Below are 26,061 nucleotides of genomic sequence, written 5' to 3' on the forward strand. Positions count from 1 at the left end.
TGTATTAAGAATGTATTTTATACCAAGTTTTTATTTTTTAGAAAGTTCAAAACTAAAGTCTACCAAAACTTCATTCGACAATTTGTTTTGAACAATTTTAGGAATTTCTATATCGAAATCGGAGACTAAAACTTTGAAGTTTCCAGACATATTAATTTTACCATCAATCAAAGTAATGGTTAGTGGGATTTCGATTTTTTTAGTAACACCGTGAAACGTCAAAGAGCCGTTAATGGTAGATTTATTCTGAGTTGTGCCTAGTTTGTTAAAATCAAAATCACTTATAGTTCCTTTAAAAATCGCTTTAGGAAATTCATCTGACTCAACGTAGTTTTCATTAAAGTGTTCTTCCATTAAAGCGTTTTTAAAGCGGAATGCTTTGACCAATGCTAAAGCAGCAAACTCTCCGTTTTCTGTATTTAAAATAGCAGTAACAGAATTGTTTTTTGCTGCTACTTCTTCAAATGAAGGGACGGATGCCTCAAAATTTATAGTACCCGTTTTAGTGAGGTATTTGCTTTGGCTATTAATGCTTACACTAATAAGCATGAATATAAATAATGCTATTTTTTTCATCTTTTTTAAGTTTTTAATTTTCTAGAAAACCATCGGCTTCCCACTGAATTATTAAATCAATTAAATTTTGAGGTAGACGAGGTCCTCCAGCAGGCATCACAGAGGCAACATCCATGGTAGATATTCGGGCAATGAGGTTTCCATTTTCAACAGAATTTCTTACTTGTTGATAGGTTGTTAATCCCATAGGTGCTCCATTAACAGGTGGGCTGCTATGACAAGAAATACAGTTATTGTCAATTATAGATTTTACATTATCTTGATAAGTAACCATGTCTTCTACGACTACGTCTTCTGTTAAATCATCTTCACTGTTATACGAACAACTAAATACTGTTGTTAGGAGTAATCCGAATATTATAATTGAATTTTTCATAGATACTATTTTTTAAAAAACACGACTTAAGTTAAACCCAAAATAGATGTTACCATCACTCCAATCTCCAGTAGCTTGACCTAGGAATCCGTTGGTATTCATGGCTTGAGCGTTGGAGAAATGCATTTGAAAAACATGTCCTCCAGTTTCTAAGTCAAAACCAATAGATAGTGGATTTTTAAAAGGGGAGTCATCTGCTCTGTTGAGGTGCCAGCCATAATCTACATTGATAGACCAACGTTTACCTAATTTATGTCTTCCACCTAGACCTAAAGCATATTGCGAATTGTGTTGCTCATTAAATGGCACAAAATTATCATGGAAGAAAGTTGGTGCAACTTCCAACGAAAAGTTAGAATTAAATTTCCTAGAAATCAAAACTTGAAAGGTGTAACCTAAGCGATCTGTAAACTCTAATTTCGGTAAGTTTTCTTCTTCTAATGCGGTATTTACCAATATGGAATTATAACCAACAACCGTAAAAGGAAATCCATTTTCTGATTGTCTAAGAAGTCTATATTTAATAGAGGCTTCATATATTTTTTGAAAGGAGCTTCTGGAAACTCCAATATTGAATCCATCAGAAATTCCGTAAACAAAGTTTAGTCGTGTTACAGCATCATCTAGCCCAAAAAAGCTATCAAAACCATTTTCTATGCTCCCAAACCTATGAGAGACTATAAAGGTTAGTTCTTTTTTAGCCACGAGTTTAGTCGATTCAAAATTTACAATCTTTAGGCCTTTGAAGGCTGCGCTGGCATATTGAACTCCTGTAGAATCGGTGTCAATTTCATCAAATAAATCATCTTGTGCATTTATAAAAAAGCTACACAGAAAGGCTATGAGTAGACATGTGTTTTTCATTTTAATATAGTGCATTGGTCTAGTTTTACTTGTTCTAATAAATCATCATACCCAATTACACGACCTTTGACAGTAACTTGTGAGTTAGTGGAAATAGCATCTTGATTGAGTTCCGTGAATTGACAAAATATGTTGTCATCTATTGTGATTTCATTAATTCCTAAATCTGAAACCACACCAGAGACTTCAATTGTTTTATTTAGAAATTTTTGTTCTGCAGTTGTTGGATCACTTGAGAAGTGATTGGTAATCTCGTTTGATGAAAGGATGAATTCCGCTGTTTCAGTTTCAATGTCCCTATGGTCTTGATAGATATAGTTGTAGCCTATTACTATAGCTACCACAACTACTACACCTATAATAATTATTTTTTTTAGCATGATATTTACGTTTTATTAAATGGCTCCAAGGATAGATGGAGCCATTTTTAATCAGCGGTAATTTTTCTTTTTCAATTAGAGTTTTGTGAAAACCAACGTATCGGTTCCACCATTGCCTCCGCTAATATCAATAAGACTTATAGTGGTTGCACTATGAGATACAACGTCCCAGTCATCATTTAGATCCTCAAAGTCATTATTATCTGGAACTGGGAAAAAGATATTGAAGTCTATATCATCACTACTATCATCATTACTGTTGCTATCTGTTATGGACCAAGTGCCTGTGTAGGTTGTTGTACCATTTGTGGCAGTTAGAGTACCATCACTAGCAAAAGTGAAACCATAACCGTTGAAGTCATTGGTTTCATCTTGTCCAGAGTCTATAAAGCTTGAAACAATCCAAGTACCTAACTCAACTTGACTTTCAATTTGGGCTATTTCCTGTGAGTTATTATTTGAATTGTTTCCATCATCATCAGAAGAACAGGTTGATGACATTAAGGAGAAGCTGACCATAATAATTATGGCATACAAAAGATTGTTTTTCATGATTTCTTGTTTTAAGTTAATTAATTGCAATTGTTGACATATCTAAGGCGGTCGGCATCACCAACCCTTAGGTCTATTTTTGTTTCGTCAGAACAGTTTTCTATTTCGTGTAAAATCCAGTTATTATTACATAATGGTAAATCAGGGACATTCACTATTATTTCAATATCATTTCCAGATCCACTTGCTATCCATGTTCCGTCGGCTGTGATACCACTCCAATAGACAGACATGGTGCCATTAGAAAAGAAATTAAACTCATAACCATCATAAAGGTTATCGTAGTCATTGTTATTGCGTTCAAGTTTATCAACTTCCCAATCAGAGCAGTTCAATAACAACCCTTCAACCATAGTTAAGGTGCAGTTATCGCAATCATCATCTTCATAATCGTAATCGTCATCTTCATCACACGTGTTATTAGCATTTTCTATAGCTGTTTCTAATTCGTTGAGGTTGTTAATTGTTATTTCCGAACCATTTGCGAGAGAAACTGTAATAGGGAATTCTAGGGTTACAATATCGTCTTCGTCTATATCATCAATAAAACTGTATAATTGACTATCACTTTGTAAATAAACAGTATCTAAAAGCTGGTTGTTAGCATTAAATATGGAGGCTTCAATAGGGTATTCAAAATCTATACATTCTATATCATCATCCGCTTCATTTTCACCATTACAAGAGTTTATGTAGTCATTTAATTCTGTTGTATTTGTTATTGAAACTTCAGAAAAATCAGATAAAATTATGGTTATAGGAAAATTGATTTCAACTTCATTAACATCATCATCACTAAATACACATTCTATAATTTCGAAATCGCTTTGAGAATTGATGTATAACTGTTGGCCGTTGACATTTATAGTGTAAGGAAATGCAATGCTGAAGCAATTAGCTCTATCTACAATATTGTCGTTAGAACCATCATTTGAAGCAGTACGCTGCATTAAAAGTGCAACGTTAGAGTTTGGATTTAAAGTTTCTTCTTCTGGTGCTTGTATAAATTCTGTTTCCTCTTTTCTACAAGACGTTAAGGCTAAGCTTATTATAGCGACTAAAAATATTGATTGTTTTATTTTCATCATGGCTAAGATTTAAGTGTGGCCATTTTAACATATAACAACCCAACTTTAAAAACCACTGATTTATTTTGAAAAATATTTCAATATATTTATCGCAAACTAATCAAAATTGTCAAAAAAATTAAGCGATAATATCTGTGAGGCTGCTACTTTTGAGCGCGTATATAATAAGTATGCTGATGACTTGCATAACTATCTATATTATAAATATGGCGAGCAATTCAATCCTAAGGATAAGACCCAAGATGCCTTTATAAAACTTTGGGACAATTGTAAAAAAGTAACCTTAACAAAAGCCAAATCCTTTTTGTTTACTGTAGCGAATAATATGATGCTAAATGAAATTAAGCATCATAAAGTGGTTTTAAAACATCAAAAAAGCAAAACCCAAAGCTATGATAGTGAGACTCCAGAATTTTTATTAGAAAAGGATGAATACTTAAAAAAATACAATGAAGTGCTGGCTAGCATTAATGAAGAACATCGTGTGGCATTTTTAATGAATAAAGTAGAAGGCAAAAAGCAAAAGGAAATAGCAGAGCTGTTAGGTGTAACACAAAAAGTTGTAGAATACAGAATTTACACGGCTTTTAATATTCTGAAAGAGGGACTTGAAAATTTTAAAATAAAATAATCAGGAAAAAATAAGCCTAAGTTGTTTTATAGCTAGGACAGATTAGTATGAAAGAAGATTTACTAAAGAAATGGTTAAATGATGAACTTACAGATGCTGAAAAAGAAGCGTTTAGTAAGCAGGAGGATTATGCTTTTAATCAACGAATCATTGATACAGCCAAATATTTTAAGGCATCTAATTTTTCTAAAGCAGATGATTTTGAGACTTTCAAAAAGAATTATAATGGAAAAACAAAAGTTAAGCAATTGCATTGGGTTTCACCATTGTTGAAAATAGCTAGTATTGTAATTATTACTCTTGGAGTTTACTTTACGTTTTTTAATTCAAATAATTCTACTGTAGAAATAAATACAGTTGTAGCTGAGAAAACCAATATACAGTTGCCAGATTTGTCTGAAGTGATGTTAAATGCCGATTCCAAAATTAGCTATGACAAATCATCTTGGGAGTCTAATAGACGTTTAGAACTTCAAGGAGAGGCCTATTTTAAAGTTGCCAAAGGGAAAACTTTTGATATCATAACCAACAACGGAACCGTTACTGTGGTTGGTACAGAATTTAACGTGAAGTCGCGTAACGGGTATTTTGAGGTTAACTGTTATGAAGGTATTGTAAGCGTCGTTTCAGATACTATTGAAAGAAGATTAACAGCTGGAAAAACTTTCCGTATATTAGATGAAAAGTTTACTCAAGGCCAAACCATAGATGCAGAGCCACAGTGGATTAATAATAGAAGTAGTTTTAAACTTGTTACCTTAAAAGAAGTTTTTAAAGAGCTAGAGCGACAGTATAAAGTAAGCGTAAAATTTAAGAATACGGATACTTCTAGACTGTTCTCTGGTGGTTTTGTAAATGATAATCTGCAAAACGCACTCGTGTCTATAACACAACCTATGAATTTAACTTTTGAAATTAGTACATCTAACCAAGTTCTAATTCATGGTAATGCAAATTAAACGGTATTCTGTTTTAATTTTCTTTATTTTATTTGTCTTCCACTGGTCTAAAGCCCAAGAGGTAGAAAAGTCATTGCCATTGATTGAAGTTTTGTCAGCATTAGAAAAACAGTATAAGATACAGTTTAATTATGCTGAAGATTTAATTTCAGAAACCTATTTAGAGCCACCTCCAAAAACGTTTACTTTAGAAGAAGTTTTACTCTTTTTACAGGAAAATACTGGTTTTGATTTTAATGTAGTTAATAACACTACGGTTTTGGTAGTTGCTAGGCAAGAGAAAATAAATCTTCAGGAGCTTTCTGAAGTGACTATTTCAGGCTATATCGTTAGAGGTATTAATAAATTAGATAATGGTTCTTTTGAAATAGATATTTCAGATTTCGATATACTTCCTGGTCTTATAGATACTGATGTTTTACAAGCTGCGCAGGCATTTCCGGGAATACAAAGTATAAATGAAACAGTTTCAGATATCAATATTAGAGGTGGTACGCACGACCAAAATTTAATGCTTTGGGATGATATAAAAATGTATCAATCAGGCCATTTTTTTGGCTTAATATCTATGTTCAATCCTCAGATTACAGAACGTGTGTCTTTGGTTAAAAATGGTTCTGGCGCAGAGTTTACCGATGGTGTTTCTGGCACTATAGCCATGGAAACAGAAAAGCAATTAAATAGAGGTTTTAAGGGTAGTATTGGTGTTAATTTTATTGATGCTAATGGCTTTGTAGATGTTCCTGTAGGCAAAAAATCATCTTTACAGTTTGCAGCAAGAAAATCCATGAGTGATTTTACAGAGACTCCAACCTATAACAATTATTTTGAGCGTATTTCTCAGGATACTGAAGTTGCAGATAACTCAACTAACATCATTAATTCCGATAAGCAATTCGATTTTTATGATGCGTCTTTACGTTGGCTATATAAAATTAACGATAAAGAAGAGTTGAGGATAAATTTCATAAATGTTGCAAATGAATTGGTGTTTAATGAAAACGCCAATGGCATGTCTAGGGAAAGTAGTCTTAAACAAAATAGCATTGCAGGAGCTATCTATTACTCTAAAGTATGGAATAGTAAATGGCAAACTATTTTTGAAGGTTATGAAACCGACTATGATCTAAAATCGGTCAATGCAAACATTCTAGAAGAGCAGCGGTTTTTACAAGAAAACAAAGTTTCTGAAACGAGTCTAAAGTTAAAAGCCAATTACAAAATCAATGATAAGTTTCAGCTGTTAAATGGCTATCACTTTGTTGAAACTGAAGTTACAAATTTAGATGATGTTGATAGTCCGTTGTACAGATTATTAGTGTCAGAAGTTGTGAGGACGCATGGAGTGTTTTCTCAACTTTCATATAAGTCTAAAAACAGAAATACAAGGTTCAATACAGGTTTAAGATATAACTATATTGATAAATTTAAAAAACATATTGTTGAACCGAGATTAAGCTTTTATCATCGATTTTTTCAAAATTTTTCGATAGATATTTTGGGTGAATTTAAACATCAAAATACATCTCAGGTTATAAATTTTCAAAATGATTTTTTAGGAATAGAAAAGCGCAGGTGGCAATTATCTAACGATAAGGATATTCCTGTAATTAGAAGTAAACAAGTGTCTTTTGGGCTTTCCTTTACAAAAGATGGTTGGCTAGTAAGTGCAGAAACCTACTATAAAAAGGTGGAAGGTATAACAACACAAAGTCAAGGATTTTATAACTCATACGAATTTATTAAAGCTTCTGGTGCGTATGACACCAGAGGGCTAGATTTTATAGTAAGAAAAGAAATAGACAATTTTAATACATGGTTGAGTTACTCTTACCTAAATAGTAATTATTTTTTTAAAACACTTCCTGAATACACATTTCCTAGTAATTATGATATTACGCATGCACTAACTTTTGGTATTAACTACACTACTAAAAAGTTAAAGTTATCAGCAGGTTTAAACTGGAATTCAGGAAGACCGCTAACAACACCTTTAGATGGTAATCAAGTAACCGATGGTGAAATAAATTATAACTCCACTAACGCTAATCATCTACCCGATTATTTACGTGTAGATTTTTCTGCTTTGTATGATTTTAAATTAGCTAAAGAAACAAAGGTAAATGTTGGATTATCTGTTTGGAATCTTTTAGACAGAACCAATACTATTAATAGCTTTTACAGGTTAAATAATGATATTGTCTCTCAAATAAATCAGGAGTCATTGGGTATAACTCCAAATATGATGCTTAGAGTTAGTTTCTAGAAGAAAATATCTTGAGCTAATCTATAGGTGTTAGAGTGAGCCTCTACTATGGTTTTTATGTTTGGGGAATAACCTCCTCCCATACTGCACATTACAGGAATATTTAGATTTTTACAAGTTTGAAGCACATAATGGTCACGCTCTTTACAACCGCCTATACTCATAGCTAGCTTTCCTAATTTATCAGAAGCTATAACATCTACACCAGATAAATAGTAAATAAAATCTGGTTGTTGTTCATCTATAAGTCTAGGAAGAGTCGCTTTTAAGATATTTAAATAAATATCATCACTTGTGTCGTTTTCTAAAGCAATGTCTAGATCACTTTGTTCTTTTTTGAAAGGATAGTTACTTTTTCCATGCATAGAAAAGGTAAATACCGACTCGTCATTCTGAAAAATTTCAGCTGTACCATTACCTTGATGTACATCCAAATCTACTATGAGAATTTTTTTCGCTAAATTGTTTTGTTGAAGATATCGTGCGCCAATGGCTTGGTCATTGAGCAAACAAAAAGCCTCACCTCGATTGGTATAGGCGTGGTGTGTACCACCTGCTATATTCATGGCAATACCATATTTTAGAGCAAACTCACTAGCTTTTATTGTGCCGTCAGCAATAATAACTTCACGATCCACTAAAGTTCTACTCAAAGGAAACCCAATCTTTCGGGCGGCTCTTTGTTCTAAAGTTAAGTTGACTAAATCATAGTAATAATCAGGCTCATGAACAGCAACTATATATTTGTCATTGGTTTTTTCGGGTTCAAAAAAATTATTTTTGCTACAAGTACCTTCGTGTATTAGTTGCTGAGGAAGAAGCTCATACTTTTCCATAGGAAAGCGATGTCCATCAGGTAAAGGATGTTTATAAATAGGATGGTAAGCTATTTTTAGCATGTACTAATGTTTAATTGTAAAAGTACAATCAAAAAAAGGTCTTACACAAATCTTGTGTAAGACCTTTTATCAAAGTGAAATATATATTAATTGCCAGCTTGGCTACGTGCCTCATCTATCATCTCTTCACTTGGAAGTATAGCGATATTAACTCTTCTGTTTTTAGATCTACCATCAGCAGTGTCATTATTGTACATTGGTTGAGACTCGCCAAACCAATTGGTTGTAAATCTTCCAGAGCTTAATCCTTTACTTTTCAAATAATTGGTAACGGCATAGGCTCTATTTTTGGATAATTCCATATTGTAAGTTTCGCTACCTACACTATCGGTATGCCCAACAACTAAGATGTTTGTGTCTGGATATTCAGCAAAAACACTAGCTAACTTATCTAATGTGCTCTGAGAACTTGCATTGATGTTGTATTTATCTGTAGCAAAGTAAACACCACTTTGTTCATCAAAAGTCACAACAATGCCATCATCAACACGTTCAACCTGAGCTCCAGGTATTTCTTGTTCTATTTCTTGAGCTTGTTTATCCATTTTTTGTCCAATGAGAACACCAGCAGTTCCTCCAACAACTCCACCAATAACGGCACCAAGTTCTCCATTACCACCTTTTCCTACATTGTTTCCAATTATAGCACCTAATATGGCACCACCAGCAGCACCGATAACGGCACCTTTTTGTTTGTTGTTAGCATTGTCTACCGCTTTACAACCTGTAAAGACTAATAATATTGCAGCCATAAAAATGGCCATATTCGATTTATAATTTATAAGTTTCATAGTTTTAAATTTTTGTAAAATTCATATTGATTTGAATAGGCTTACCGTCTAAACTAACGGTTTGTTGCCATTGCATAGAAGTGTCGGTCAATGATGTTAACTTCATTCTAAAACCAACATTAGTTTCAGATTTTCCTTTTTCATTGGTAGGTTTTAAAAGGAAATCATAAAGCCCAGTAGTTTCGTCAACTTCATCTATTGTAAAAACAAAGTAACGATCTTGCATATCGCAGTTAGTTCCAGACAAAGTATAAAGTCCGGTGTTGTTATTTGGAATAAATTGCCACGAACTATTTTCGAAACAGTCTTTAGTAGCATCATTTAACAAAGTAATTCTTAAATCACCAATGGCAGATGAATTCACTGAAGTTAAAACCCAGTTGCCTTTAATGACCTTTTTTGATTCGCGAACCGTTTTTGAAGCTCCACAAGATAGGAGGCAAACAGCCACTAGTATTGTTATAAAATGTTTCATAATTTTTGAATTTGATGCTAAATTAATTATGAAACTTTTGGCTGAGTGATGCGATTCATTTAAATGTTAATTCAAATGAAATGCACTATTTATAAGTCGTTATTTATGTAATTTTAGTTGAATACGCTTTCTATTAACATCGACATCTAGAACTTTAACAATGATTTGTTGGTGTAGATGCACATGCTCGTTAACATCTTTAACGAAGTTGTCGCTAAGATTTGAAACATGTATTAAACCACTCTCTTTTATACCAATATCTACAAAGCAACCAAAGTTTGTAATGTTGTTTACAATACCTGGAAGTAACTGCCCTTCTTGTAAGTCATCAATTGTTTTTATATTCTGATTAAAAGTGAATACTTTGGCTTCTTCTCTGATATCTAAACCAGGTTTTTCTAATTCCGTAATGATGTCCTTTAGTGTAGGTAGACCGATAGTATCTGTATAATATTTTTTTAAATCGATACTTTGAAGAAGGTTTTTATTACCAATTAATTCTTGAAGCGAGACATTCTTGTCTTTGGTCATTTTTTTAACAATATCATAGCTTTCAGGATGAACGGAAGAATCATCCAAAGGATTTTTAGCATCTTTTATTCTGAGGAAAGCTGCTGCTTGTTCAAAGGCTTTTCCACCTAAACGAGGTACATTTTTTATGTCATTTCGAGATGAAAAAGCACCATTTTCACTTCTATGGGATACAATATTTTCTGCAAGTTTTGGTCCGATTCCAGATACATAACTTAATAAGGACATACTCGCTGTATTTATGTTTACACCAACGGCATTAACGCAATTCTCCACAACAATATCCAGTTGTTTTTGAAGCTTTGTTTGATCTACATCATGCTGATATTGACCAACGCCAATAGATTTAGCATCGATTTTTACTAACTCGGCTAACGGATCTTGAAGACGTCTACCAATAGAAACAGCACCTCTTACCGTAACATCATAATTAGGGAATTCATCTCTGGCAATCTTTGAAGCGGAATAAATACTTGCTCCAGCTTCACTAACCACAAATACTTGAACATCGGTTTTAAACTGGACTTTTCTAACTAAAGCCTCAGTTTCTCTAGAGGCTGTTCCGTTACCAATGGCAATAGCTTCAATTTTATGAGCTTCGGTAAGTGAAGCTATCTTTTTCATAGCGCCAGTTCTATCATTTTTTGGTGCATGAGGATAGATAGTTTCGTTGTGCTTTAAGTTTCCATTTTCATCAAGACAAACCACTTTACAGCCTGTTCTAAAGCCTGGATCTATAGCCAAAACACGCTTTTCACCAATAGGCGAACCTAATAGAAGTTGTTTTAAATTTTTAGCAAATACTTGAATTGCGGCATCATCTGCTTTTTCTTTGGCAATACCTAAAGCTTCATTACTTAATGATGGTAGCAATAAGCGTTTGTAGGCATCTGAAATAGCTAATTCAATTTGGTCTGCACAAGCATTATTACTTCTAATAATTTTATTATCGATACGTTCTAAGGCTCTATCGTTATCAATTTCGATTTTCACACGAATAAAGCCCTCACTTTCTGCTCTTAATATAGCTAAAAGGCGGTGCGAAGGGATACGACTTAAACTCTCAGACCAATCAAAGTAGTCTCTGAATTTCTGCGCTTTTTCTTCAGTTTCTTTTGCCTTAACGGCTTTAGTGCTTATTTGAGCAAAACGCTCTAACTGATGTCGTAAACCGTTTCTTATATCTACACGCTCGTTAATCCATTCGGCAATGATATGTCTTGCGCCTTCTAAAGCTTCATCTGTGGATTTTATGTCTCCATTTAGATATTTATAAGCTATTGATTCTACATCATTAGCCTTTTGGCTCATTATGATTTTAGCCAATGGCTCTAAACCATTTTTACGTGCAGTTTCTGCTTTTGTCTTCCGTTTTTTCTTAAAGGGGAGGTAAAGGTCTTCTAGTGTAGTTAGATCTTCAGCATTTTCAATTTTTTGTTTTAGATCTTCAGTTAAACTATCTTGTTCTTCTAAAGCTTTTAGAATAGATACTTTTCGTTTTTCTAAGGCTTCAAACTCTTCTTTATATTTTACAATTAACCCGATTTCTACTTCATCTAAATTACCTGTAGCTTCTTTTCTATAACGAGAAATGAAGGGAATGGTGCAATCTTCGTTGAGTAATTTTAAGGTGTTCTTTATAGATGTTTGTGATAATTGAGTATGGTTTTGAATATATGAAATCATAAAGAAAGTAAATGAAGTCCTGTAATTGTAGTAGGAAAAAGATTAAGTTTATATATTTATTTTCAAAGTTAAATATTGTATCAAATAAATAACAAATAGCATGAATAAAGAAACCATTAATCATAATTTTAAAGTTACCGAAAAGGGTTCTTTAGGGTTATTGGCTTTAGGAGATGTGGGCTTAAGAGCTTGGCGAGAGGTTAAAAAAGAAGCAAAATCAAAGAGACAGAATGAGCAAAAAAAATAAAGTCCTTTTAATAGGTTGGGATGCTGCTGATTGGCAGATTATAGGTCCGCTTTTGGCTAAAGGACAAATGCCAGCACTACAGCGATTAATAAATAATGGTGTGTATGGTAATATGGCAACAATGAATCCTCCATACTCACCGATGTTGTGGTCTACGGTAGCTACGGGAAAAACACCAGACAAGCATGGTGTTCTTGGTTTTATTGAGTTAATGCCAGACATGAAAGGAGTAAGACCTGTTACCGTAAATTCAAGAAAATCTAGAGCTATATGGAATATTCTACATAATCAAGGATTGAAAAGTAATCTTGTGGGTTGGTGGCCAAGTTTTCCTGCTGAGCCAATAAATGGTGTTGTGGTAACGGATAAATTTCAAAAAGTAAAACAAGACCCAAAAGCCAAAAACCCTGTGGTTAAAGGTACTGTTCATCCAGAAAGCTTAGTTAATGATATTCAAGATTTAAGAATGTTTCCTTATGAAATTACTGAAGCTCATATTTTACCTTTTATACCCAAAGCTGCGCAAATAAATCAAGATAAACATAAGGGTTTGCAATCGTTTGCAAAAATCATGGCTGAAAATAGTTCTGTTCATGCAGTAGCAACAAACTTACTTAGAACAACAGATTGGGATTTTATGGCAATTTATTATGATTTAATAGATCACTTTTGTCATGCCTTTATGAAGTATCATCCTCCAAAGTTAAATAGTGTTCCTCAAGAATTATATGATATTTATAACGAATGTATTATTAGTGCTTATCGTTTTCAGGATATGATGCTTGATAGGATTTTATCTCTAGTAGATAAAGATACTACAGTCATTGTGATGTCCGATCATGGTTTTGAATCTGGACATAAACGAATTGTGAAAATGCCAAAATACCCAGCAGCACCAGCTCTCGATCATAGACAGTTTGGGATTTTTGTTGCTTCGGGCCCAAACATTAAAAAGAGCGAAAAAGTTTTTGGACTAGGTCTTATTGATGTCGCTCCTACCATATTACATATGTATAATCTACCTATAGGTAAAGATATGGATGGTAAGGTAGCTTTAGATATATTTAAAGATGTTAAAGAACCTAATTACATTGATAGCTGGGAAAATGTAAGTGGTGATTTTGGTGAACATGACACCTCAAAAGAAGCAGACCAACTAAGTGATCAAGAAACTTTGGAACAACTTATAGATTTAGGTTATATAGAACGACCTGATGAAAAAATAGAAACAGCAGTATTAAAAACAAAATGTGATATTAAGCACAACTTAGCGAGAGTCTATTCAGGTAAAAAAGATTATGATAGAGCAAAAGAAATTTTACTGAATTTAATCTCAGAAGATTATCCTGTTTTCGAACAAGAAGAAATAGAAATTTTAAAAAAGAAAAAGGATTCTGTTGATGTTAAAGTAGGTGACTCTAAAATAGACGTCATTCCATTTTATATGGATCTTTTGTCTATAAGCATTGCTACAAAGGATTTTGACAAGGCGGAAATATACTTAAAAGAACTAAAAACAAGAGATAAGTATTTTGAGATAAACACCTACTTTTCTGAAGCAAAAATTTTAATTAATAAAGGGAAAGTTCACGAAGCTTTAAAGTTTTTAAATAAGGCGAAGAATAATAAACCAAATTCTGAAGTTTGGTATCAGATAGGTAATATTTATAGACAACTAAACGAATTTGAAAATGCCAAAGAGGCTTTTGAGAGTTCTTTGAAATATGAATCTGATAAAGCTAAAACACACCAAGCTCTAGCAGAAACGTACATTCGTTTAGGAGATTATGAAGAGGCCATTGATCATGCCTTTGTAGCTATAGAGTTAGTGAAATATTTTCCTAAAGCACATTATACACTCGGCGAAGCACTCGAAAAATTTGGTGATTTGGAAAATGCTAAAAAAGCATACGAAACAGCAGCAAAGTTGAAGCCAAAAACTCATTTTAGGGCAAAAACTGCTATTCAAAATATAAATCAGAAACAAAATTCCATTGATTTAACAGATAAATCGACATTCAAATATTTCGAAAATCAGATAGTTGTAGTTTCTGGATTACCTAGATCTGGTACATCGTTAATGATGCAAATGTTAGATAAAGGAGGATTAGAAGTTTTAACTGATAATAATCGTAAAGCGGACAAATCTAATCCTAAAGGGTATTATGAGTATGACCCAGTAATGTCAATTGCAAGAGATAATACTTGGATAGAAAAAGCACAAGGTAAATCTGTAAAGGTAGTTGCCCCATTATTGAAATATTTAGATCTAAAATATAGGTATAAGATAATTTTTATGAATAGAGATTTAGGTGAAGTTGTAAAATCTCAACAAGTAATGCTTGGTAAAGATCCTGAGGTTTTACCTACACGTCTTTTTGAAACCTATGAAAAACATTTAAATCAAGTTTCTATTTGGAAGGATAAGGAACCTCATGTAGAACTTATGTATGTCAATCACAAAGATGTGATAAACTCACCAAATGATATAACAGATGAAATCATAAAATTTTTAGGGCTTAAGCATATGGATACAGAACAAATGTGTGCTTGTGTTGACACCAAACTTTATCGCAATAGATCATAAAAAAAGTAACGGTATACTTTACCGTTACTTTTAATGAAGTATTTTTTAAACATTTTATAAGACTACTTTTTTCCTTAAAGTAGAATTAGATTCTAAAGTATTCAATTCTAAAATATAAATACCTGAAGCCATTTGGTTGGCTTCAATTACACTGGAGTTTACATTTTCGATTTTGCCATTGAGTAGCTGCTTACCTTCAATATTATATAATGTATATTCAGTGGCTTCTGTAAGGTTGTATAATCCAATAGATTTATTAAGCCCAACAACTCTAACATCTTGTATATCGTTAGAACTTACTCCTAGTGTTTGTTGACCTGCTTCTATACTTTCATCAACTGTAGTGTTATAGGCAAATTCTTTAATGGTCCATCCATTATCAAAAGTGGCATCTAACTTAGCCCATCCATAATGTATATTGCCACCAACTGTAAATCTCAATCCTAAGAATTTATCAGTTTCACTACACCAGTTTCCAAAATAACAAGTACTACTTGAGCCATAATTTAATGATTGATAACCGGCTGAAAAACCTTGGTTTAACCATGTGTTTTGTCCAGATGATATTACAGCACCACTTGAAAGTGCATAAGGATATACATAATTGTATGAAGCAGCACCAGACCCCAAAACGCTATTGCTAGCCGTCAAAGGCTCAATAAATAAATTGTATCCGCTTTGGTGCACTCTAAAATCATTTATAGCATCTTGGTTAAGGTCTAAGAAGAATTCATCACCACTGTTGCCCGAAAAATCAGGATCAACATCCGTAAATACAATTTGTCCACTTGCATCAGCTATACTCGCCATAGCGGCTGTTAAAGCACCATATTTTGCAAGTTGTTTTGATAATTTTAAAGATTTAGTAGTTTTTTTCATAGAAAGTAAAATTGGTTAACTGTTTGAATATACAAATTTTACGGTGAGATAATATTTTTTAGTTTTTTAATTTCAATTTTTTGGATTTTTATCAAAAAATACATTTCAAATTTTAAAAATACGCAGTTTATCGTATGGTTTGACTTGCGTTTGCTTTATAATTTTGGAGAGAACGAATACCTACAAAATGAAAAATGTAATTTACCTACTAGCTATTGTTTTTAGTTTTAATATCTATGCTCAAAAAATAGATTTTGTAAACGCTCCTCTAAATCCTATTGCTGTTAAATACAAGCGTGAGCATTTCAACTTACAGGGAGATGTTTATGGTTTTGGTCATCAAATATTTACCGAAGATGGCTATTTAATCATTGATAATAATGATGTAGGTTCTAAAGTTTATAGCTACGATAACAACAAGTTAATACATAATACTTATGGTGAAACCTATACATATAATGCGCAAGGTTATATAGCTGAGCACACTTACGCTTCATTAGGTGTAAAAACTTTAAAATTTCAATACAATTCCAAGGGTTTGCTAATAAAAAAGGAATATGTTAACAATAGTAGTATTACTTATGAATACGATGACTTAAATCGGTTAGTTAAGGAAACAAGTACATTAAATGTTATAAAAGAATATACTTATGAAAAAGTAGGAGACGAGCTTCACATTATAGAAAATAAAACCTATGGCACAGAAAAAAGTAAGCCTATTTTATATGTGTTTAAAAATGGAAATAAAATCGGGAGAGACAAATCAAGATTTGAGCTTGGGTACGACCAGTATGGAAATCATATAAATCCAGGTTTTAATCAAACGATTCTATATAGTGAAATTAAAAATAAACCAGAGTTATCCATTATTTATACCAAAAGTCCTTGGGGAATAGGGCCTATGTCCAACTGTAAAATATACATAAACAACAAACCAGTAACTTTTTTAAGTACTCGTTTAATTAATAAAGCAGATGTCATGGTTTACAATCCTTTTCAGGAAAACTACATGATTATTCGTAACGCGCTTGAAGAATCAAAATCTGGTAAAAAGCAGGTTTTTGAAACCGTATACCTAAATACAGCTAACTATCTACAAAGTACTGAAAACTCATATTATTTATTCCATAAGGGCATTAGTATTTCAAATAGAATGTATTTAAGAAATAATAGCTTAAAAGTTTATAACCAATTCAATAATCTTATTTGTTATGATGAATTTTTGGATAAAACGTTTTTTTTGAAAATGAACCCTAATGAAAAGTATTTTTTTTATCCATTAGAAGAATTACAATCTGAGGACAATATTTTCTTCATCATAAATGATGAAGCAAAAATTTTTGCTGAAAAAGGAATGGCTTTAAAAAATTCAGAGTACAGTTTCGCTTACAACAATAATGATTTTGTGCTTTTTAAAAACAAAGAGCCGCTTTACTATTTCCCAAACTTAAAAATTGCCGAAAAGGAAACCGTTCAACCAGGTAGAAAATATAATAAAGCAACGGATACCTATCAAATAGCAAAAGCAAACAGTGAACCTTCAACTAAAACATCAACCTGTCTATCTGGTAATTGTACCGATGGTTATGGTGAGGTAAAAACAGATGAATACATTTTAAAAGGCTTTTTTAAAAATGGAAAAGCTAATGGTTTTGGAAAGCAAACCTTTAACGATAACGCCAATTATTACGAAGGTCATTTTGTTGATGGCTTTAGAAACGGTTTTGGAATGTTTACTTGGTACGATAGAAAGGAATATTATATTGGAGAATTTAAGAATGGCACTTTTAACGGTTATGGTTATCTAAAAAAAGGTGGAGAGATTCTGCAAGCTGGCTACTACGAAAATGGAAAGCAAACAAGAAATATGATAACTGCAGATTTTAAAAATAAACGAGCTAACGGTAATTGTATAGGTAACTGTAGCAACGGATTTGGGTTTTATCAATTTTCAAATAGAGACACTTATGTTGGTTTTTTCACTAACGGACAAATAGATAAAGTCGGTGCTTATGGTTGGTCATCAGGTGATAGTTATATAGGTGAAATAAGCAACAAAAATTTCACAGGTCAAGGTGTGCAATATTACCAAAGTACAGGCACATTCTATTATGGCAATTTTACAAGTGGAATGCGTAATGGCCTAGGTGTTTATGTAAACAACGAAAAGCAAATAACCAGTAAGGGCTATTGGCTCAATGGTGTGCTTAAAACGACTTATTAATTAAAGCTTCAAGTTTTTTAATTCTATTCAAATAGAACTAATTCATAAGATTTGTAGTAAGGTTTGTAAAAACCAAAGAGTACCTTATTATTAAGAAAATAAACATTGTCGGCTTTCAGATTACTCATTCTATCTTTATACTTTGTAATCTTATCAAACACATTGTCTTTTATTTCTCCGTCAAGATGGTTGAATTCGCTATCGAACAAACATTCAATTCTTGTAGAACCTGTTGAGGAATAACTTCCAAAGGCAAATCCTGCAGGGTTGAAGCTCATTGTAAAACCACCAACTTGGTACATAGGAAAAGCACCAAAACCAGGCATCATCATTCCTCCGCCACCGGAAAGTTCAACAATACCTCCTATTGTAACTCTATAATTACCATTTTGAGGGTATACTGACACACCGTTATTTTCTTTGGATATTTTGCGTAAAAATTTTGATGTTTTTTCTAATTCTCTGGTATTACCAAAACTATAAACGGACCCTTCTTGTAAGATAGGGCCGTTTTTAAAATCTATAGTTTCATCTTTAGTAATAGAAAAGGACTTAATAACATTTTTGCTTTCAAAATCTTTTATTTCGAAATTTAAATATGAATTATTGGATGTTATTTGGGCAATCTTATCGTCAAACAAGTATGAATTACTTGTTTTTGGATTTAATTCTTGTTTAGTTTGAAATATTTTTGTGAATATAGGATCGAATTCAGGTGCCTTAAATTCTATGATTAAAGTATAATCTATATTGTCATCAAGTGTCCAAATAAATCCATCCTTTAATTCATACATTTTATATTCCTTAGAAGTAACAATTAAATTGTTAGGTAATTTATTGTTGACTTTTTGAAATTCTTCTTTAAAATGATTTTTCGAATTATTATTAACCCAGCTATAGTTGTCTTTAAGATCGTAAAAATCTTTTTTATACGAACCATCTAATAAGAATGTCCATTTACACAATTTATTTGTCTGGCTATTGTATGTAAACATATAGCATTTGTCTTCATGGCTATAGGTCTGTAGATAATAATCATACGGGTTTAATTTGAAACTATATTCAGTTTCTTCACTAATTTCTGTGTCAAAATCGAATAGTATACTTGCATATTTAGTATTCTTATTATTAGTTTCTAGCAGTCTTACTTTGTTGTTATTTACTATGCTGCCAATTATAGATTTATATTTTCGTTTTAATCCCTCAGAAGTTATTTTAGATTCTAGTAATCTATGATGGTTATATTTAAAACCATAAGTGACCTTTTCTTCTTCTAAAAATGTAAACAAAGAACTGTTAATACTATCTTCTATGATGGTTGCACTTTTAATATCATCATTAGATTCTTTATCCTTTATCTTAACTTCTAAATACCTTGTTTGAGCATTTATAAGATTTACAAATAGAAGAAGAAATAACAGTTTTGTTTTCATGATTTTAACTTATTTTTAGGCCATTATCGATTCCTTCAATATCAGGATTTACAAATACTAAATTACCACTTTCATCTTCGGTCATTAAAATCATACCTTGACTTTCTACTCCTCGTAATTCTCTTGGTGCTAGGTTAACTAAAACCGTAACGCGTTTGCCAACAACCTCTTCGGGTTTAAAGCTTTCTGCAATACCTGAAACAATAGTACGAGTATCAATACCTGTATCAACTTTTAAAACCAAGAGTTTTTTGGTTTTTGGCATTTTTTCAGCTTCGAGTATAGTACCAACTCTTAAGTCTAATTTTGTAAAATCATCAAAAGTAATTTCCTCTTTTTGTGGTTCTACTTTTTTATTAGCAGCTTCATTTGCTTTTTTATTGTTTTCTAATTTATCGAGTTGTTTTTGAATAGTTTCATCTTCAATTTTTGAAAACAACAACTGAGGTTTTCCTGTTTGTATGTTATGGCCAGCAGGAAGTAAAATATCTTTTGAAGCAATATCTTCCCAAGTCAATTTTGAATCAAGTTCAGAATGACATAAGATAGATTTTAATTTTTCAGACGTAAACGGTAAAAATGGCTCAGATAAAACCGCTAAAGCTGATGCAATTTGCAAAGCTACAAACATCACTGTTTTAGTGCGTTCTTCGTCTGTTTTTATAGTTTTCCAAGGCTCTTCATCTGCTAAATATTTATTACCAAGTCGTGCTAAATTCATAAGTTCTTGGCTGCCTTCTCTAAAACGGTAACGCTCAATAGAACTAGAAATGACATCAGGATAAGCTTTTAAAGCCGCTAAAGTTTCCTCATCTATAGCATTAAATTCTGAAGGAGTAGGAATTTCACCGTTATAATATTTGTTGGTAAGTACCACAACACGATTAATGAAATTACCAAAAATGGCCACCAATTCATTGTTGTTTCGTGCTTGGAAATCTTTCCAAGTAAAATCGTTATCCTTAGTTTCTGGTGCATTAGCTGTTAAGGCATAGCGCAAAACATCTTGTTGTTCTGGGAAATCTTCTAGATAATCTGGTAACCAAACCGCCCAATTTTTAGATGTTGAAAGCTTGTTGCCTTCAAGGTTTAAAAACTCGTTAGCAGGAACATTATCAGGTAGAATATACGATCCTTCAGCCTTTAACATTGATGGAAAAATAATACAGTGAAATACAATGTTATCTTTCCCAATAAAGTGCACCAATTTGGTGTTTTCGTCTTTCCAGTAATCTTCCCAATTCTTACCTTCTCTAGCAGCCCATTCTTTGGTTGAAGAGATGTAACCAATTGGAGCATCAAACCAAACATAAAGGACTTTGCCTTCACCACCTTCAACAGGTACAGGAATTCCCCAATCTAAATCTCGGGTAACTGCTCTTGGACGTAATCCGTCATCAACCCAAGATTTTACTTGGCCATAAACGTTAGGTTTCCAATCTTTTTTATGCCCTTTAAGAATCCACTCACGTAGAAATTCTTCGTGTTTATTTAATGGTAAAAACCAGTGTTTGGTTTCTTTTAAAGTTGGAGTGTTACCAGTAATGGCAGACTTCGGATTAATTAAATCAGTAGCGTTATGACTAGTTCCACAATTCTCACACTGGTCGCCATAAGCTTCTTCGTAACCACATTTTGGGCAAGTACCAATCACAAAACGATCAGCTAAAAACTGATTGGCCTTTTCATCATATAATTGCTCTGAAACCTCTTCAACAAACTCATTTTTATCATACAGCGTTTTAAAGAATTCTGAAGCTGTGTCGTGGTGAATTTTCGCTGAGGTACGAGAATAATTGTCAAATGATATACCAAAATCCTCAAACGATGTTTTAATGATAGCGTGGTATTTATCCACAATATCTTGTGGTGTTACACCTTCTTTTTTCGCTTTTATGGTAATAGGTACGCCATGCTCATCACTTCCGCAAATAAAAGCAACGTCATTACCTGTTAATCTCATATATCTGGCATAAATATCAGCAGGAACGTAAACACCTGCTAAATGGCCAATGTGTATTGGACCGTTAGTGTAAGGTAAAGCTGCTGTTATGGTATATCTTTTCGACATGTTTCAAGATTTATTTAAGGCTTCAAAAATACACAATATATAAGGGATTTAGAAAAAAAATGTACATTTACAAAAAGCACTTTTTATATGAATTTTAAGCCAATACTTTTAGTATGCTTAGTTGTTCTTTTTAGTAAGAATCTTACGAGCTATGCTCAAAGTGAAACTCATAAATCCACAGAAATGACCTCAAAATTAGTTCGCCCTCCCTATCTAAAATCTGGTGATACCGTTGCTATTGTAGCTCCATCGGGAATTTTAAAAAACAGAGAACGCGAAGTTAATCAGGCTGTAGACTTGCTTAAAAGTTGGGGTTTACATGCTGTAGTTGGTAAACATGTGTTTAGTAAAGCCGATCATTTTGCAGGAACTGATGAACAACGTTGTGAAGATTTGCAAAGTGCTATGGACGACCCAAAAATTAGTGCCATCTGGTGCGCAAGAGGTGGTTATGGGACGGTTAGAATTCTTGATAAACTAGATTATACTAAATTTAGAAAAAATCCAAAATGGGTTGTAGGTTATAGCGATATAACGGCTTTGCATAATCAACTTCATAACGAAGGTTTTGAATCTTTGCATGCCTTAATGTGTGTGAGTTTAACTCAGGATTTATCTGAAGTTCAAACTTCTATAGATACATTTAAGGCAGCACTTTTTGGAAATCCGACTGATTATGTGCTTCAAGGGTCTAAATACAATAGAGAAGGTGAAGCTGAAGGAGAGTTAGTTGGTGGAAATTTAACAATGCTACACACCATGTTGGGTTCTGATACGAGTTTAGATACATCTGGAAAAATATTATTTATTGAAGAAATAGGTGAGTACAAATATCATATTGATAGAATGCTGCAGAGTCTAAAACGCGCTGGTTATTTTGATAACTGTAAAGGTGTTATTGTTGGTGATATGTCTAAGCTGAGAAAAAACACAACCCTTTGGGGAACTTCTATAGAGCAATTAATCTTGGATGCTTTAGCTGATTATGATTTTCCTGTAGCATTTAATATGCCAGCTGGACATGAAGATGATAACAGAGCTTTAGTTTTGGGGAGAACTATTAAACTAAAAGTTTCAAAAGAAAAAAGCTTAGTAAGCTTTAACTAAAAACAAAACACTAAACACTACCTTGGCACAGCACAACGAACTTGGTAAAAAAGGCGAGCAACTAGCTGTAGATTTTCTATTGAAAAACAGCTATGAAATCCTTGAGCGTAATTACCGTTTTGATAAAGCCGAAGTTGATATTATTGCCCAAAAAGATGATATTCTTGCTATAATTGAGGTTAAAACCAGAAGTTCGATAGATTTTGGAAATCCTCAAGACTTTGTAAAGCCAAAACAGATTAAAAACTTGGTTAAAGCAGTAGATGAATATATTACTGAAAATGATCTAGATGTTGAAGCTAGGTTTGATATTGTAGCTATTGTAAAAGAAAATAGTAAGTTTCAGATTGAGCATCTTGAGAATGCTTTTTATCACTTTTAGACAAATAAGTGAGTTGCCACGATAAAAAGACAATAGAATGCTATATTTAGAATCATATCTTTTGTCTTCAGTTTTCTAAAACGCTTGAATTCTATTTTTAGAATATCAATACATAAAATAGATCCAATTCCTATAACACTCAGAAATAAAAACCAGTAAAGTGATTCAGGATAAGGTAAAGTTACTTTTGTAACAAAGAAAAGAATTAACAAGCTTCCAGCTATTAAAAGGCGTTTTTCGTCTTTGTCATTAAGCTTATTTCTTAATGTAATATCCTTTAATTTTACGATAATTAAAGTACAGATAATTGATAAAACTATAATAGTGTAGGTCATAATATCAGTTCCAATCTAGTAATTTAAGAAGGCTTAAAAAGGTGATTATCTGTAAAAATTCATTTCATCAATGTATTGCCATACATTCTCAGGCAACATTGGTCTTACATTTTTACCAGCCTTAATTTCCTGTCTTATAAACGTCGAAGATAGCTCCATTATTGGCGCAGATATGTTAAAAATTTTTGAATTATTATTGAACTCTGTGTTAATGTTTCCTTCGGAAATTCTAGGGTAAACGTAAATGTTGTGATTCTGAAGTATTTGCTCGTAATTTTTCCATTTGTGAAAACTTTTGAGGTTATCCTCTCCCATAATCAATGCAAATTCATAATCCGGGAATTTCTCAAAAAGATAGGTTAATGTATCTATGGTATAGTTAGGCTGTTTCAAACCAAACTCAATATCGCTAGGTCTCAGTTTATCGTAATCTTTTGTGGCTAGATAAACCATTTCCAATCTTTGATAGTTATCTAACATGCTACTTTTTTTCTTGAAAGGACTTTGTGGAGTTACAACAAACCACACCTGATCTAGATCACTATGTTCAGCCAAGTGATTAGCAATTGTTAAGTGCCCAATATGTATTGGGTTGAACGTGCCGAAGTATAAACCTATTTTCATAATGTTTTGTCTAGGAGACAGATTGATACTTATTTTTTGATAAAATCCGAAACTAATTGATACGCATTTTCTAAAGCTTCTTCTAAATTAGAGTTTACCACAATTTCATCAAATTGAGGAGCAGTAGCTAGTTCGGCTGGAGCTTTAGCAACACGCATACTGATCTTTTCATGACTTTCTTCGCCACGTTCTTTAAGTCGTCTCACTAACTCATTTAAATCTGGTGGTTTTACAAAAATAGCAAGCGTTTGTTCAGGGAATTTTCGTTTTATTCTTAGTCCACCAGAAACATCAATATCAAAAATAACGTGTTTACCTTTTGCCCAAATACGTTCGACTTCAGATTTTAATGTACCATAAAAATTATCTCTGTAAACTTCTTCCCATTCCAAAAATTCATCTTTTTTAATTTTATCCTTAAACTCTTTCAAGGATAAATAGTAATAATCTTTGCCATGTACCTCATTACCTCTAGCTTCTCTAGAGGTTGCCGAAATAGAAAATTCTAAATTAAGTTCTGGTTGCTTAAGTAAATGACGTACAATTGTCGTTTTACCAGAACCTGACGGAGCAGAGAATACAATAAGTTTACCTTGCTGTTTTTGTTCAGACATTAGTATTGATATTTACAGGGCGTTTAACAATTGTTCTTTAATTTTCTCGAGCTCATCTTTCATTTGCACAACAAGTTTTTGCATCGGAGCAAAATTAGATTTAGAGCCTATAGTGTTGATTTCTCTACCAATTTCTTGTGATATAAAACCAAGCTTTTTTCCGTTGGAATCTTCAGAATTGAGCGCTTTTATAAAATAATCTAAGTGATTATCTAAACGCACTTTTTCTTCGGTGATGTCAAACTTTTCGATGTAGTAAACCAGTTCTTGTTCAAAACGGTTTTCATCAACTTTTTCTTTAATGTCAGAAATACCTTTTTCAAGTCGTGCTCTTACACCTTCAATACGTTGCGGATCCATTTCAATAACGCTATCTAAAAGCGATTTCAGAGTAGAAATTCTATCCGTAAAATCTTGTTTAAGAATTTCACCTTCATCTTTTCTATAGGCAACTATTTTAGAAATAGCATCATTAATCCCATTCTCTATAAGTGTCCATTCTTCTTCATCAATATCATCACGCTCTGTAGTTACCGCATCTGGTAAACGTATGGCCATTTTCAATAGTTCGGTATTATCACCATCCACAACATCTTTTAGTTGTTTGATGTATTCTTTTACAACAGTTTTGTTGATTTTAGAGCTCGTATCTTCACCAGTAATTTCTACAAATAGAGAAAAATCTACTTTACCTCTAACAAGATGTTGAGCAATAAGTTTTCTTATGTCTAATTCTTTAGCACGATACATTGAAGGCATACGTGCATTAACATCTAAACTTTTACTGTTAAGTGATTTTAACTCTATAGAGATTTTTTTTGTTGGGAGTTGTAAAACGGTTTTCCCATAACCAGTCATGGATTGAATCATTGCAAATGATGATTTTAAAGTTGCGCAAAGTTACAAAATTGAATGGTTCTACCGTTGTGTTAATCTTTTAAGAACTATTATGCGTGCATAATTTACTTTTTTAACTTTGCGTTCTTAACCAAAACAGATACGATGTACAAAAAACAGTTTGAAATACGTTGGAGCGATGTTGATGCTAATGGGCATTTAGCGAACTCAGCCTATACCAATTTTATGAGCCATGCCAGGATGTCTTTTTTTGCTGAGCAAGGGTTCTCAATGCCAGATATTATGAAGCATAATATTGGTCCGGTAGTATTTTATGAACACATGTTTTATTTTAAGGAATCCTTTATAGGAACACCAATTACTGTAACAATAGAAGTATCTGGGTTGAGTGAAGATGGTATGCTTTTTATGTTTGAACATAATTTTTACAACCATAAAGGTGAAAACTTAGCCTATTGTGAAATGCAAGGTGGTTGGATAGATCTTAAAGCGAGAAAACTTACCAGTTTACCAGAAGTTTTTCTGGATTTAGCACATAAGTTTCCTAAGTCAGAAAATTATAAAACGCTGACAAAAGACGATACAAGAAAGCATGGTATACGACCAAAGCCTATGAAGTAAAAAAA

At 32.7% G+C, this 26,061-nt stretch carries 26 protein-coding genes; 9 read left to right on the top strand and 17 right to left on the bottom strand.

Features of this window, described 5'->3' with window-relative positions; translation table 11 throughout:
• Positions 1–30 precede the first annotated feature (30 nt).
• From AC2H4K_RS08580 to AC2H4K_RS08605, 6 genes are all read right to left on the bottom strand, one after another.
• Positions 31–576, bottom strand: a complete 546-nt coding sequence (locus AC2H4K_RS08580) for a YceI family protein (RefSeq protein WP_281139317.1) — start codon at positions 574–576, stop codon at positions 31–33.
• A gap of 13 nt (positions 577–589) precedes the next feature.
• On the bottom strand, positions 590–952 hold the full coding sequence (locus AC2H4K_RS08585; RefSeq protein ID WP_281139316.1) for a c-type cytochrome: 363 nt from the start codon (positions 950–952) through the stop codon (positions 590–592).
• A gap of 12 nt (positions 953–964) precedes the next feature.
• Positions 965–1,816 carry a DUF5777 family beta-barrel protein gene (locus tag AC2H4K_RS08590; protein WP_281139340.1) on the bottom strand — a complete coding sequence of 284 codons (852 nt, stop codon included), beginning with the start codon at positions 1,814–1,816 and terminating at the stop codon, positions 965–967.
• Positions 1,813–2,196, bottom strand: coding sequence for an OB-fold protein (locus tag AC2H4K_RS08595; protein WP_281139315.1), 384 nt, complete (start codon positions 2,194–2,196; stop codon positions 1,813–1,815). Before AC2H4K_RS08595 ends, AC2H4K_RS08590 begins: the two co-directional genes overlap by 4 nt.
• A 75-nt stretch (positions 2,197–2,271) precedes the next feature.
• Complete coding sequence (locus AC2H4K_RS08600) at positions 2,272–2,748, bottom strand: hypothetical protein (protein ID WP_281139314.1); 477 nt, start codon at positions 2,746–2,748, stop codon at positions 2,272–2,274.
• A 20-nt stretch (positions 2,749–2,768) separates the two neighbouring features.
• Complete coding sequence (locus AC2H4K_RS08605; protein ID WP_281139313.1) at positions 2,769–3,836, bottom strand: hypothetical protein; 1,068 nt, start codon at positions 3,834–3,836, stop codon at positions 2,769–2,771.
• A gap of 106 nt (positions 3,837–3,942) precedes the next feature.
• On the opposite strand from AC2H4K_RS08605, the gene AC2H4K_RS08610 reads away from it, so the two are divergent.
• Genes AC2H4K_RS08610 through AC2H4K_RS08620 form a run of 3 tightly spaced genes read left to right on the top strand, consistent with a single transcriptional unit; the run spans position 3,943 to position 7,692 of the window.
• Positions 3,943–4,467: an RNA polymerase sigma factor gene (locus tag AC2H4K_RS08610; protein ID WP_281139312.1), complete on the top strand. Its 525-nt coding sequence runs from the start codon at positions 3,943–3,945 to the stop codon at positions 4,465–4,467.
• A gap of 47 nt (positions 4,468–4,514) precedes the next feature.
• Positions 4,515–5,426: a FecR family protein gene (locus AC2H4K_RS08615; protein ID WP_281139311.1), complete on the top strand. Its 912-nt coding sequence runs from the start codon at positions 4,515–4,517 to the stop codon at positions 5,424–5,426.
• Positions 5,416–7,692: a TonB-dependent receptor plug domain-containing protein gene (locus AC2H4K_RS08620; protein ID WP_281139310.1), complete on the top strand. Its 2,277-nt coding sequence runs from the start codon at positions 5,416–5,418 to the stop codon at positions 7,690–7,692. Before AC2H4K_RS08615 ends, AC2H4K_RS08620 begins: the two co-directional genes overlap by 11 nt.
• On the opposite strand, the gene AC2H4K_RS08625 is transcribed toward AC2H4K_RS08620, so the two are convergent.
• The 4 genes from AC2H4K_RS08625 to AC2H4K_RS08640 all read right to left on the bottom strand — a co-directional run bounded on the left by AC2H4K_RS08625 (position 7,689) and on the right by AC2H4K_RS08640 (position 12,074).
• On the bottom strand, positions 7,689–8,591 hold the full coding sequence (locus AC2H4K_RS08625) for a histone deacetylase family protein (protein WP_281139309.1): 903 nt from the start codon (positions 8,589–8,591) through the stop codon (positions 7,689–7,691). The two genes, AC2H4K_RS08620 and AC2H4K_RS08625, sit on opposite strands and share 4 nt — an antisense overlap.
• 86 nt (positions 8,592–8,677) lie before the next feature.
• Positions 8,678–9,382 carry a YiaD family glycine zipper/OmpA-like lipoprotein gene (locus AC2H4K_RS08630; protein ID WP_281139308.1) on the bottom strand — a complete coding sequence of 235 codons (705 nt, stop codon included), beginning with the start codon at positions 9,380–9,382 and terminating at the stop codon, positions 8,678–8,680.
• A gap of 4 nt (positions 9,383–9,386) precedes the next feature.
• Entirely contained in the window at positions 9,387–9,857 is a 471-nt protein-coding gene (locus AC2H4K_RS08635) for a lipocalin family protein (RefSeq protein WP_281139306.1), read from the bottom strand.
• A 99-nt stretch (positions 9,858–9,956) separates the two neighbouring features.
• Entirely contained in the window at positions 9,957–12,074 is a 2,118-nt protein-coding gene (locus AC2H4K_RS08640) for a Tex family protein (protein ID WP_281139304.1), read from the bottom strand.
• 100 nt (positions 12,075–12,174) lie between these two features.
• Here AC2H4K_RS08640 and AC2H4K_RS08645 point away from each other — a divergent pair, with 100 nt between their 5' ends.
• A complete protein-coding gene (locus AC2H4K_RS08645) occupies positions 12,175–12,321 on the top strand; it encodes a hypothetical protein (protein WP_281139303.1) in 147 nt (48 codons plus the stop codon).
• Positions 12,305–14,908, top strand: coding sequence for an alkaline phosphatase family protein (locus AC2H4K_RS08650; protein WP_281139302.1), 2,604 nt, complete (start codon positions 12,305–12,307; stop codon positions 14,906–14,908). Before AC2H4K_RS08645 ends, AC2H4K_RS08650 begins: the two co-directional genes overlap by 17 nt.
• 54 nt (positions 14,909–14,962) lie before the next feature.
• Here AC2H4K_RS08650 and AC2H4K_RS08655 read toward each other — a convergent pair whose 3' ends face one another.
• A complete protein-coding gene (locus tag AC2H4K_RS08655) occupies positions 14,963–15,787 on the bottom strand; it encodes a T9SS type A sorting domain-containing protein (RefSeq protein ID WP_281139301.1) in 825 nt (274 codons plus the stop codon).
• Between the two features lie 187 nt (positions 15,788–15,974).
• Between AC2H4K_RS08655 and AC2H4K_RS08660 the strand changes: the two genes are divergently transcribed.
• Positions 15,975–18,011: an MORN repeat-containing protein gene (locus AC2H4K_RS08660; RefSeq protein ID WP_281139300.1), complete on the top strand. Its 2,037-nt coding sequence runs from the start codon at positions 15,975–15,977 to the stop codon at positions 18,009–18,011.
• 23 nt (positions 18,012–18,034) lie between these two features.
• Here AC2H4K_RS08660 and AC2H4K_RS08665 read toward each other — a convergent pair whose 3' ends face one another.
• Together AC2H4K_RS08665 and metG are read right to left on the bottom strand one after the other, a co-directional pair.
• Complete coding sequence (locus AC2H4K_RS08665; protein WP_281139299.1) at positions 18,035–19,444, bottom strand: hypothetical protein; 1,410 nt, start codon at positions 19,442–19,444, stop codon at positions 18,035–18,037.
• Between the two features lie 4 nt (positions 19,445–19,448).
• Entirely contained in the window at positions 19,449–21,515 is a 2,067-nt protein-coding gene (metG, locus tag AC2H4K_RS08670; protein ID WP_281139298.1) for a methionine--tRNA ligase, read from the bottom strand.
• A gap of 87 nt (positions 21,516–21,602) precedes the next feature.
• Here metG and AC2H4K_RS08675 point away from each other — a divergent pair, with 87 nt between their 5' ends.
• Entirely contained in the window at positions 21,603–22,622 is a 1,020-nt protein-coding gene (locus AC2H4K_RS08675) for a S66 peptidase family protein (protein ID WP_493743048.1), read from the top strand.
• Positions 22,623–22,644: 22 nt separating this feature from the next.
• On the top strand, positions 22,645–23,004 hold the full coding sequence (locus AC2H4K_RS08680; protein WP_281139297.1) for a YraN family protein: 360 nt from the start codon (positions 22,645–22,647) through the stop codon (positions 23,002–23,004).
• Here the strand turns inward: AC2H4K_RS08680 and AC2H4K_RS08685 are convergent.
• From AC2H4K_RS08685 to AC2H4K_RS08700, 4 genes are read right to left on the bottom strand one after another with little or no spacing between them, the layout of a single operon-like run.
• Positions 23,001–23,339, bottom strand: a complete 339-nt coding sequence (locus tag AC2H4K_RS08685) for a hypothetical protein (protein WP_281139296.1) — start codon at positions 23,337–23,339, stop codon at positions 23,001–23,003. The two genes, AC2H4K_RS08680 and AC2H4K_RS08685, sit on opposite strands and share 4 nt — an antisense overlap.
• Positions 23,340–23,384: 45 nt before the next feature.
• The gene (gene nadD, locus AC2H4K_RS08690; protein WP_281139295.1) at positions 23,385–23,963 is read right to left on the bottom strand and encodes a nicotinate (nicotinamide) nucleotide adenylyltransferase; all 579 of its coding nucleotides are present in this window, start codon (positions 23,961–23,963) and stop codon (positions 23,385–23,387) included.
• A 29-nt stretch (positions 23,964–23,992) separates the two neighbouring features.
• Positions 23,993–24,577, bottom strand: coding sequence for a guanylate kinase (gene gmk, locus AC2H4K_RS08695; RefSeq protein WP_281139294.1), 585 nt, complete (start codon positions 24,575–24,577; stop codon positions 23,993–23,995).
• A gap of 12 nt (positions 24,578–24,589) precedes the next feature.
• Positions 24,590–25,447 (bottom strand): YicC/YloC family endoribonuclease, encoded by an 858-nt coding sequence (locus tag AC2H4K_RS08700; RefSeq protein WP_493743049.1) that lies wholly within the window; start codon positions 25,445–25,447, stop codon positions 24,590–24,592.
• 132 nt (positions 25,448–25,579) lie between these two features.
• On the opposite strand from AC2H4K_RS08700, the gene AC2H4K_RS08705 reads away from it, so the two are divergent.
• Positions 25,580–26,056 (top strand): acyl-CoA thioesterase, encoded by a 477-nt coding sequence (locus tag AC2H4K_RS08705; protein ID WP_493743050.1) that lies wholly within the window; start codon positions 25,580–25,582, stop codon positions 26,054–26,056.
• Positions 26,057–26,061: the final 5 nt, after the last annotated feature.

The sequence above is a fragment of the Winogradskyella sp. 266wxhm genome, assembly GCF_058964685.1.

Excerpts from the sequence above, each read along its gene's own strand:
- AC2H4K_RS08580 (WP_281139317.1), bottom strand. The coding sequence starts at position 576 with ATGAAAAAAATAGCATTATTTATATTCATGCTTATTAGTGTAAGCATT.
- AC2H4K_RS08585 (WP_281139316.1), bottom strand. The coding sequence starts at position 952 with ATGAAAAATTCAATTATAATATTCGGATTACTCCTAACAACAGTATTT.
- AC2H4K_RS08590 (WP_281139340.1), bottom strand. The coding sequence starts at position 1,816 with ATGAAAAACACATGTCTACTCATAGCCTTTCTGTGTAGCTTTTTTATA.
- AC2H4K_RS08595 (WP_281139315.1), bottom strand. The coding sequence starts at position 2,196 with ATGCTAAAAAAAATAATTATTATAGGTGTAGTAGTTGTGGTAGCTATA.
- AC2H4K_RS08600 (WP_281139314.1), bottom strand. The coding sequence starts at position 2,748 with ATGAAAAACAATCTTTTGTATGCCATAATTATTATGGTCAGCTTCTCC.
- AC2H4K_RS08605 (WP_281139313.1), bottom strand. The coding sequence starts at position 3,836 with ATGATGAAAATAAAACAATCAATATTTTTAGTCGCTATAATAAGCTTA.
- AC2H4K_RS08615 (WP_281139311.1), top strand. The coding sequence starts at position 4,515 with ATGAAAGAAGATTTACTAAAGAAATGGTTAAATGATGAACTTACAGAT.
- AC2H4K_RS08620 (WP_281139310.1), top strand. The coding sequence starts at position 5,416 with ATGCAAATTAAACGGTATTCTGTTTTAATTTTCTTTATTTTATTTGTC.
- AC2H4K_RS08625 (WP_281139309.1), bottom strand. The coding sequence starts at position 8,591 with ATGCTAAAAATAGCTTACCATCCTATTTATAAACATCCTTTACCTGAT.
- AC2H4K_RS08630 (WP_281139308.1), bottom strand. The coding sequence starts at position 9,382 with ATGAAACTTATAAATTATAAATCGAATATGGCCATTTTTATGGCTGCA.
- AC2H4K_RS08635 (WP_281139306.1), bottom strand. The coding sequence starts at position 9,857 with ATGAAACATTTTATAACAATACTAGTGGCTGTTTGCCTCCTATCTTGT.
- AC2H4K_RS08640 (WP_281139304.1), bottom strand. The coding sequence starts at position 12,074 with ATGATTTCATATATTCAAAACCATACTCAATTATCACAAACATCTATA.
- AC2H4K_RS08645 (WP_281139303.1), top strand. The coding sequence starts at position 12,175 with ATGAATAAAGAAACCATTAATCATAATTTTAAAGTTACCGAAAAGGGT.
- AC2H4K_RS08650 (WP_281139302.1), top strand. The coding sequence starts at position 12,305 with ATGAGCAAAAAAAATAAAGTCCTTTTAATAGGTTGGGATGCTGCTGAT.
- AC2H4K_RS08655 (WP_281139301.1), bottom strand. The coding sequence starts at position 15,787 with ATGAAAAAAACTACTAAATCTTTAAAATTATCAAAACAACTTGCAAAA.
- AC2H4K_RS08660 (WP_281139300.1), top strand. The coding sequence starts at position 15,975 with ATGAAAAATGTAATTTACCTACTAGCTATTGTTTTTAGTTTTAATATC.
- AC2H4K_RS08665 (WP_281139299.1), bottom strand. The coding sequence starts at position 19,444 with ATGAAAACAAAACTGTTATTTCTTCTTCTATTTGTAAATCTTATAAAT.
- metG (WP_281139298.1), bottom strand. The coding sequence starts at position 21,515 with ATGTCGAAAAGATATACCATAACAGCAGCTTTACCTTACACTAACGGT.
- AC2H4K_RS08675 (WP_493743048.1), top strand. The coding sequence starts at position 21,603 with ATGAATTTTAAGCCAATACTTTTAGTATGCTTAGTTGTTCTTTTTAGT.
- AC2H4K_RS08685 (WP_281139296.1), bottom strand. The coding sequence starts at position 23,339 with ATGACCTACACTATTATAGTTTTATCAATTATCTGTACTTTAATTATC.
- nadD (WP_281139295.1), bottom strand. The coding sequence starts at position 23,963 with ATGAAAATAGGTTTATACTTCGGCACGTTCAACCCAATACATATTGGG.
- gmk (WP_281139294.1), bottom strand. The coding sequence starts at position 24,577 with ATGTCTGAACAAAAACAGCAAGGTAAACTTATTGTATTCTCTGCTCCG.
- AC2H4K_RS08700 (WP_493743049.1), bottom strand. The coding sequence starts at position 25,447 with ATGATTCAATCCATGACTGGTTATGGGAAAACCGTTTTACAACTCCCA.
- AC2H4K_RS08705 (WP_493743050.1), top strand. The coding sequence starts at position 25,580 with ATGTACAAAAAACAGTTTGAAATACGTTGGAGCGATGTTGATGCTAAT.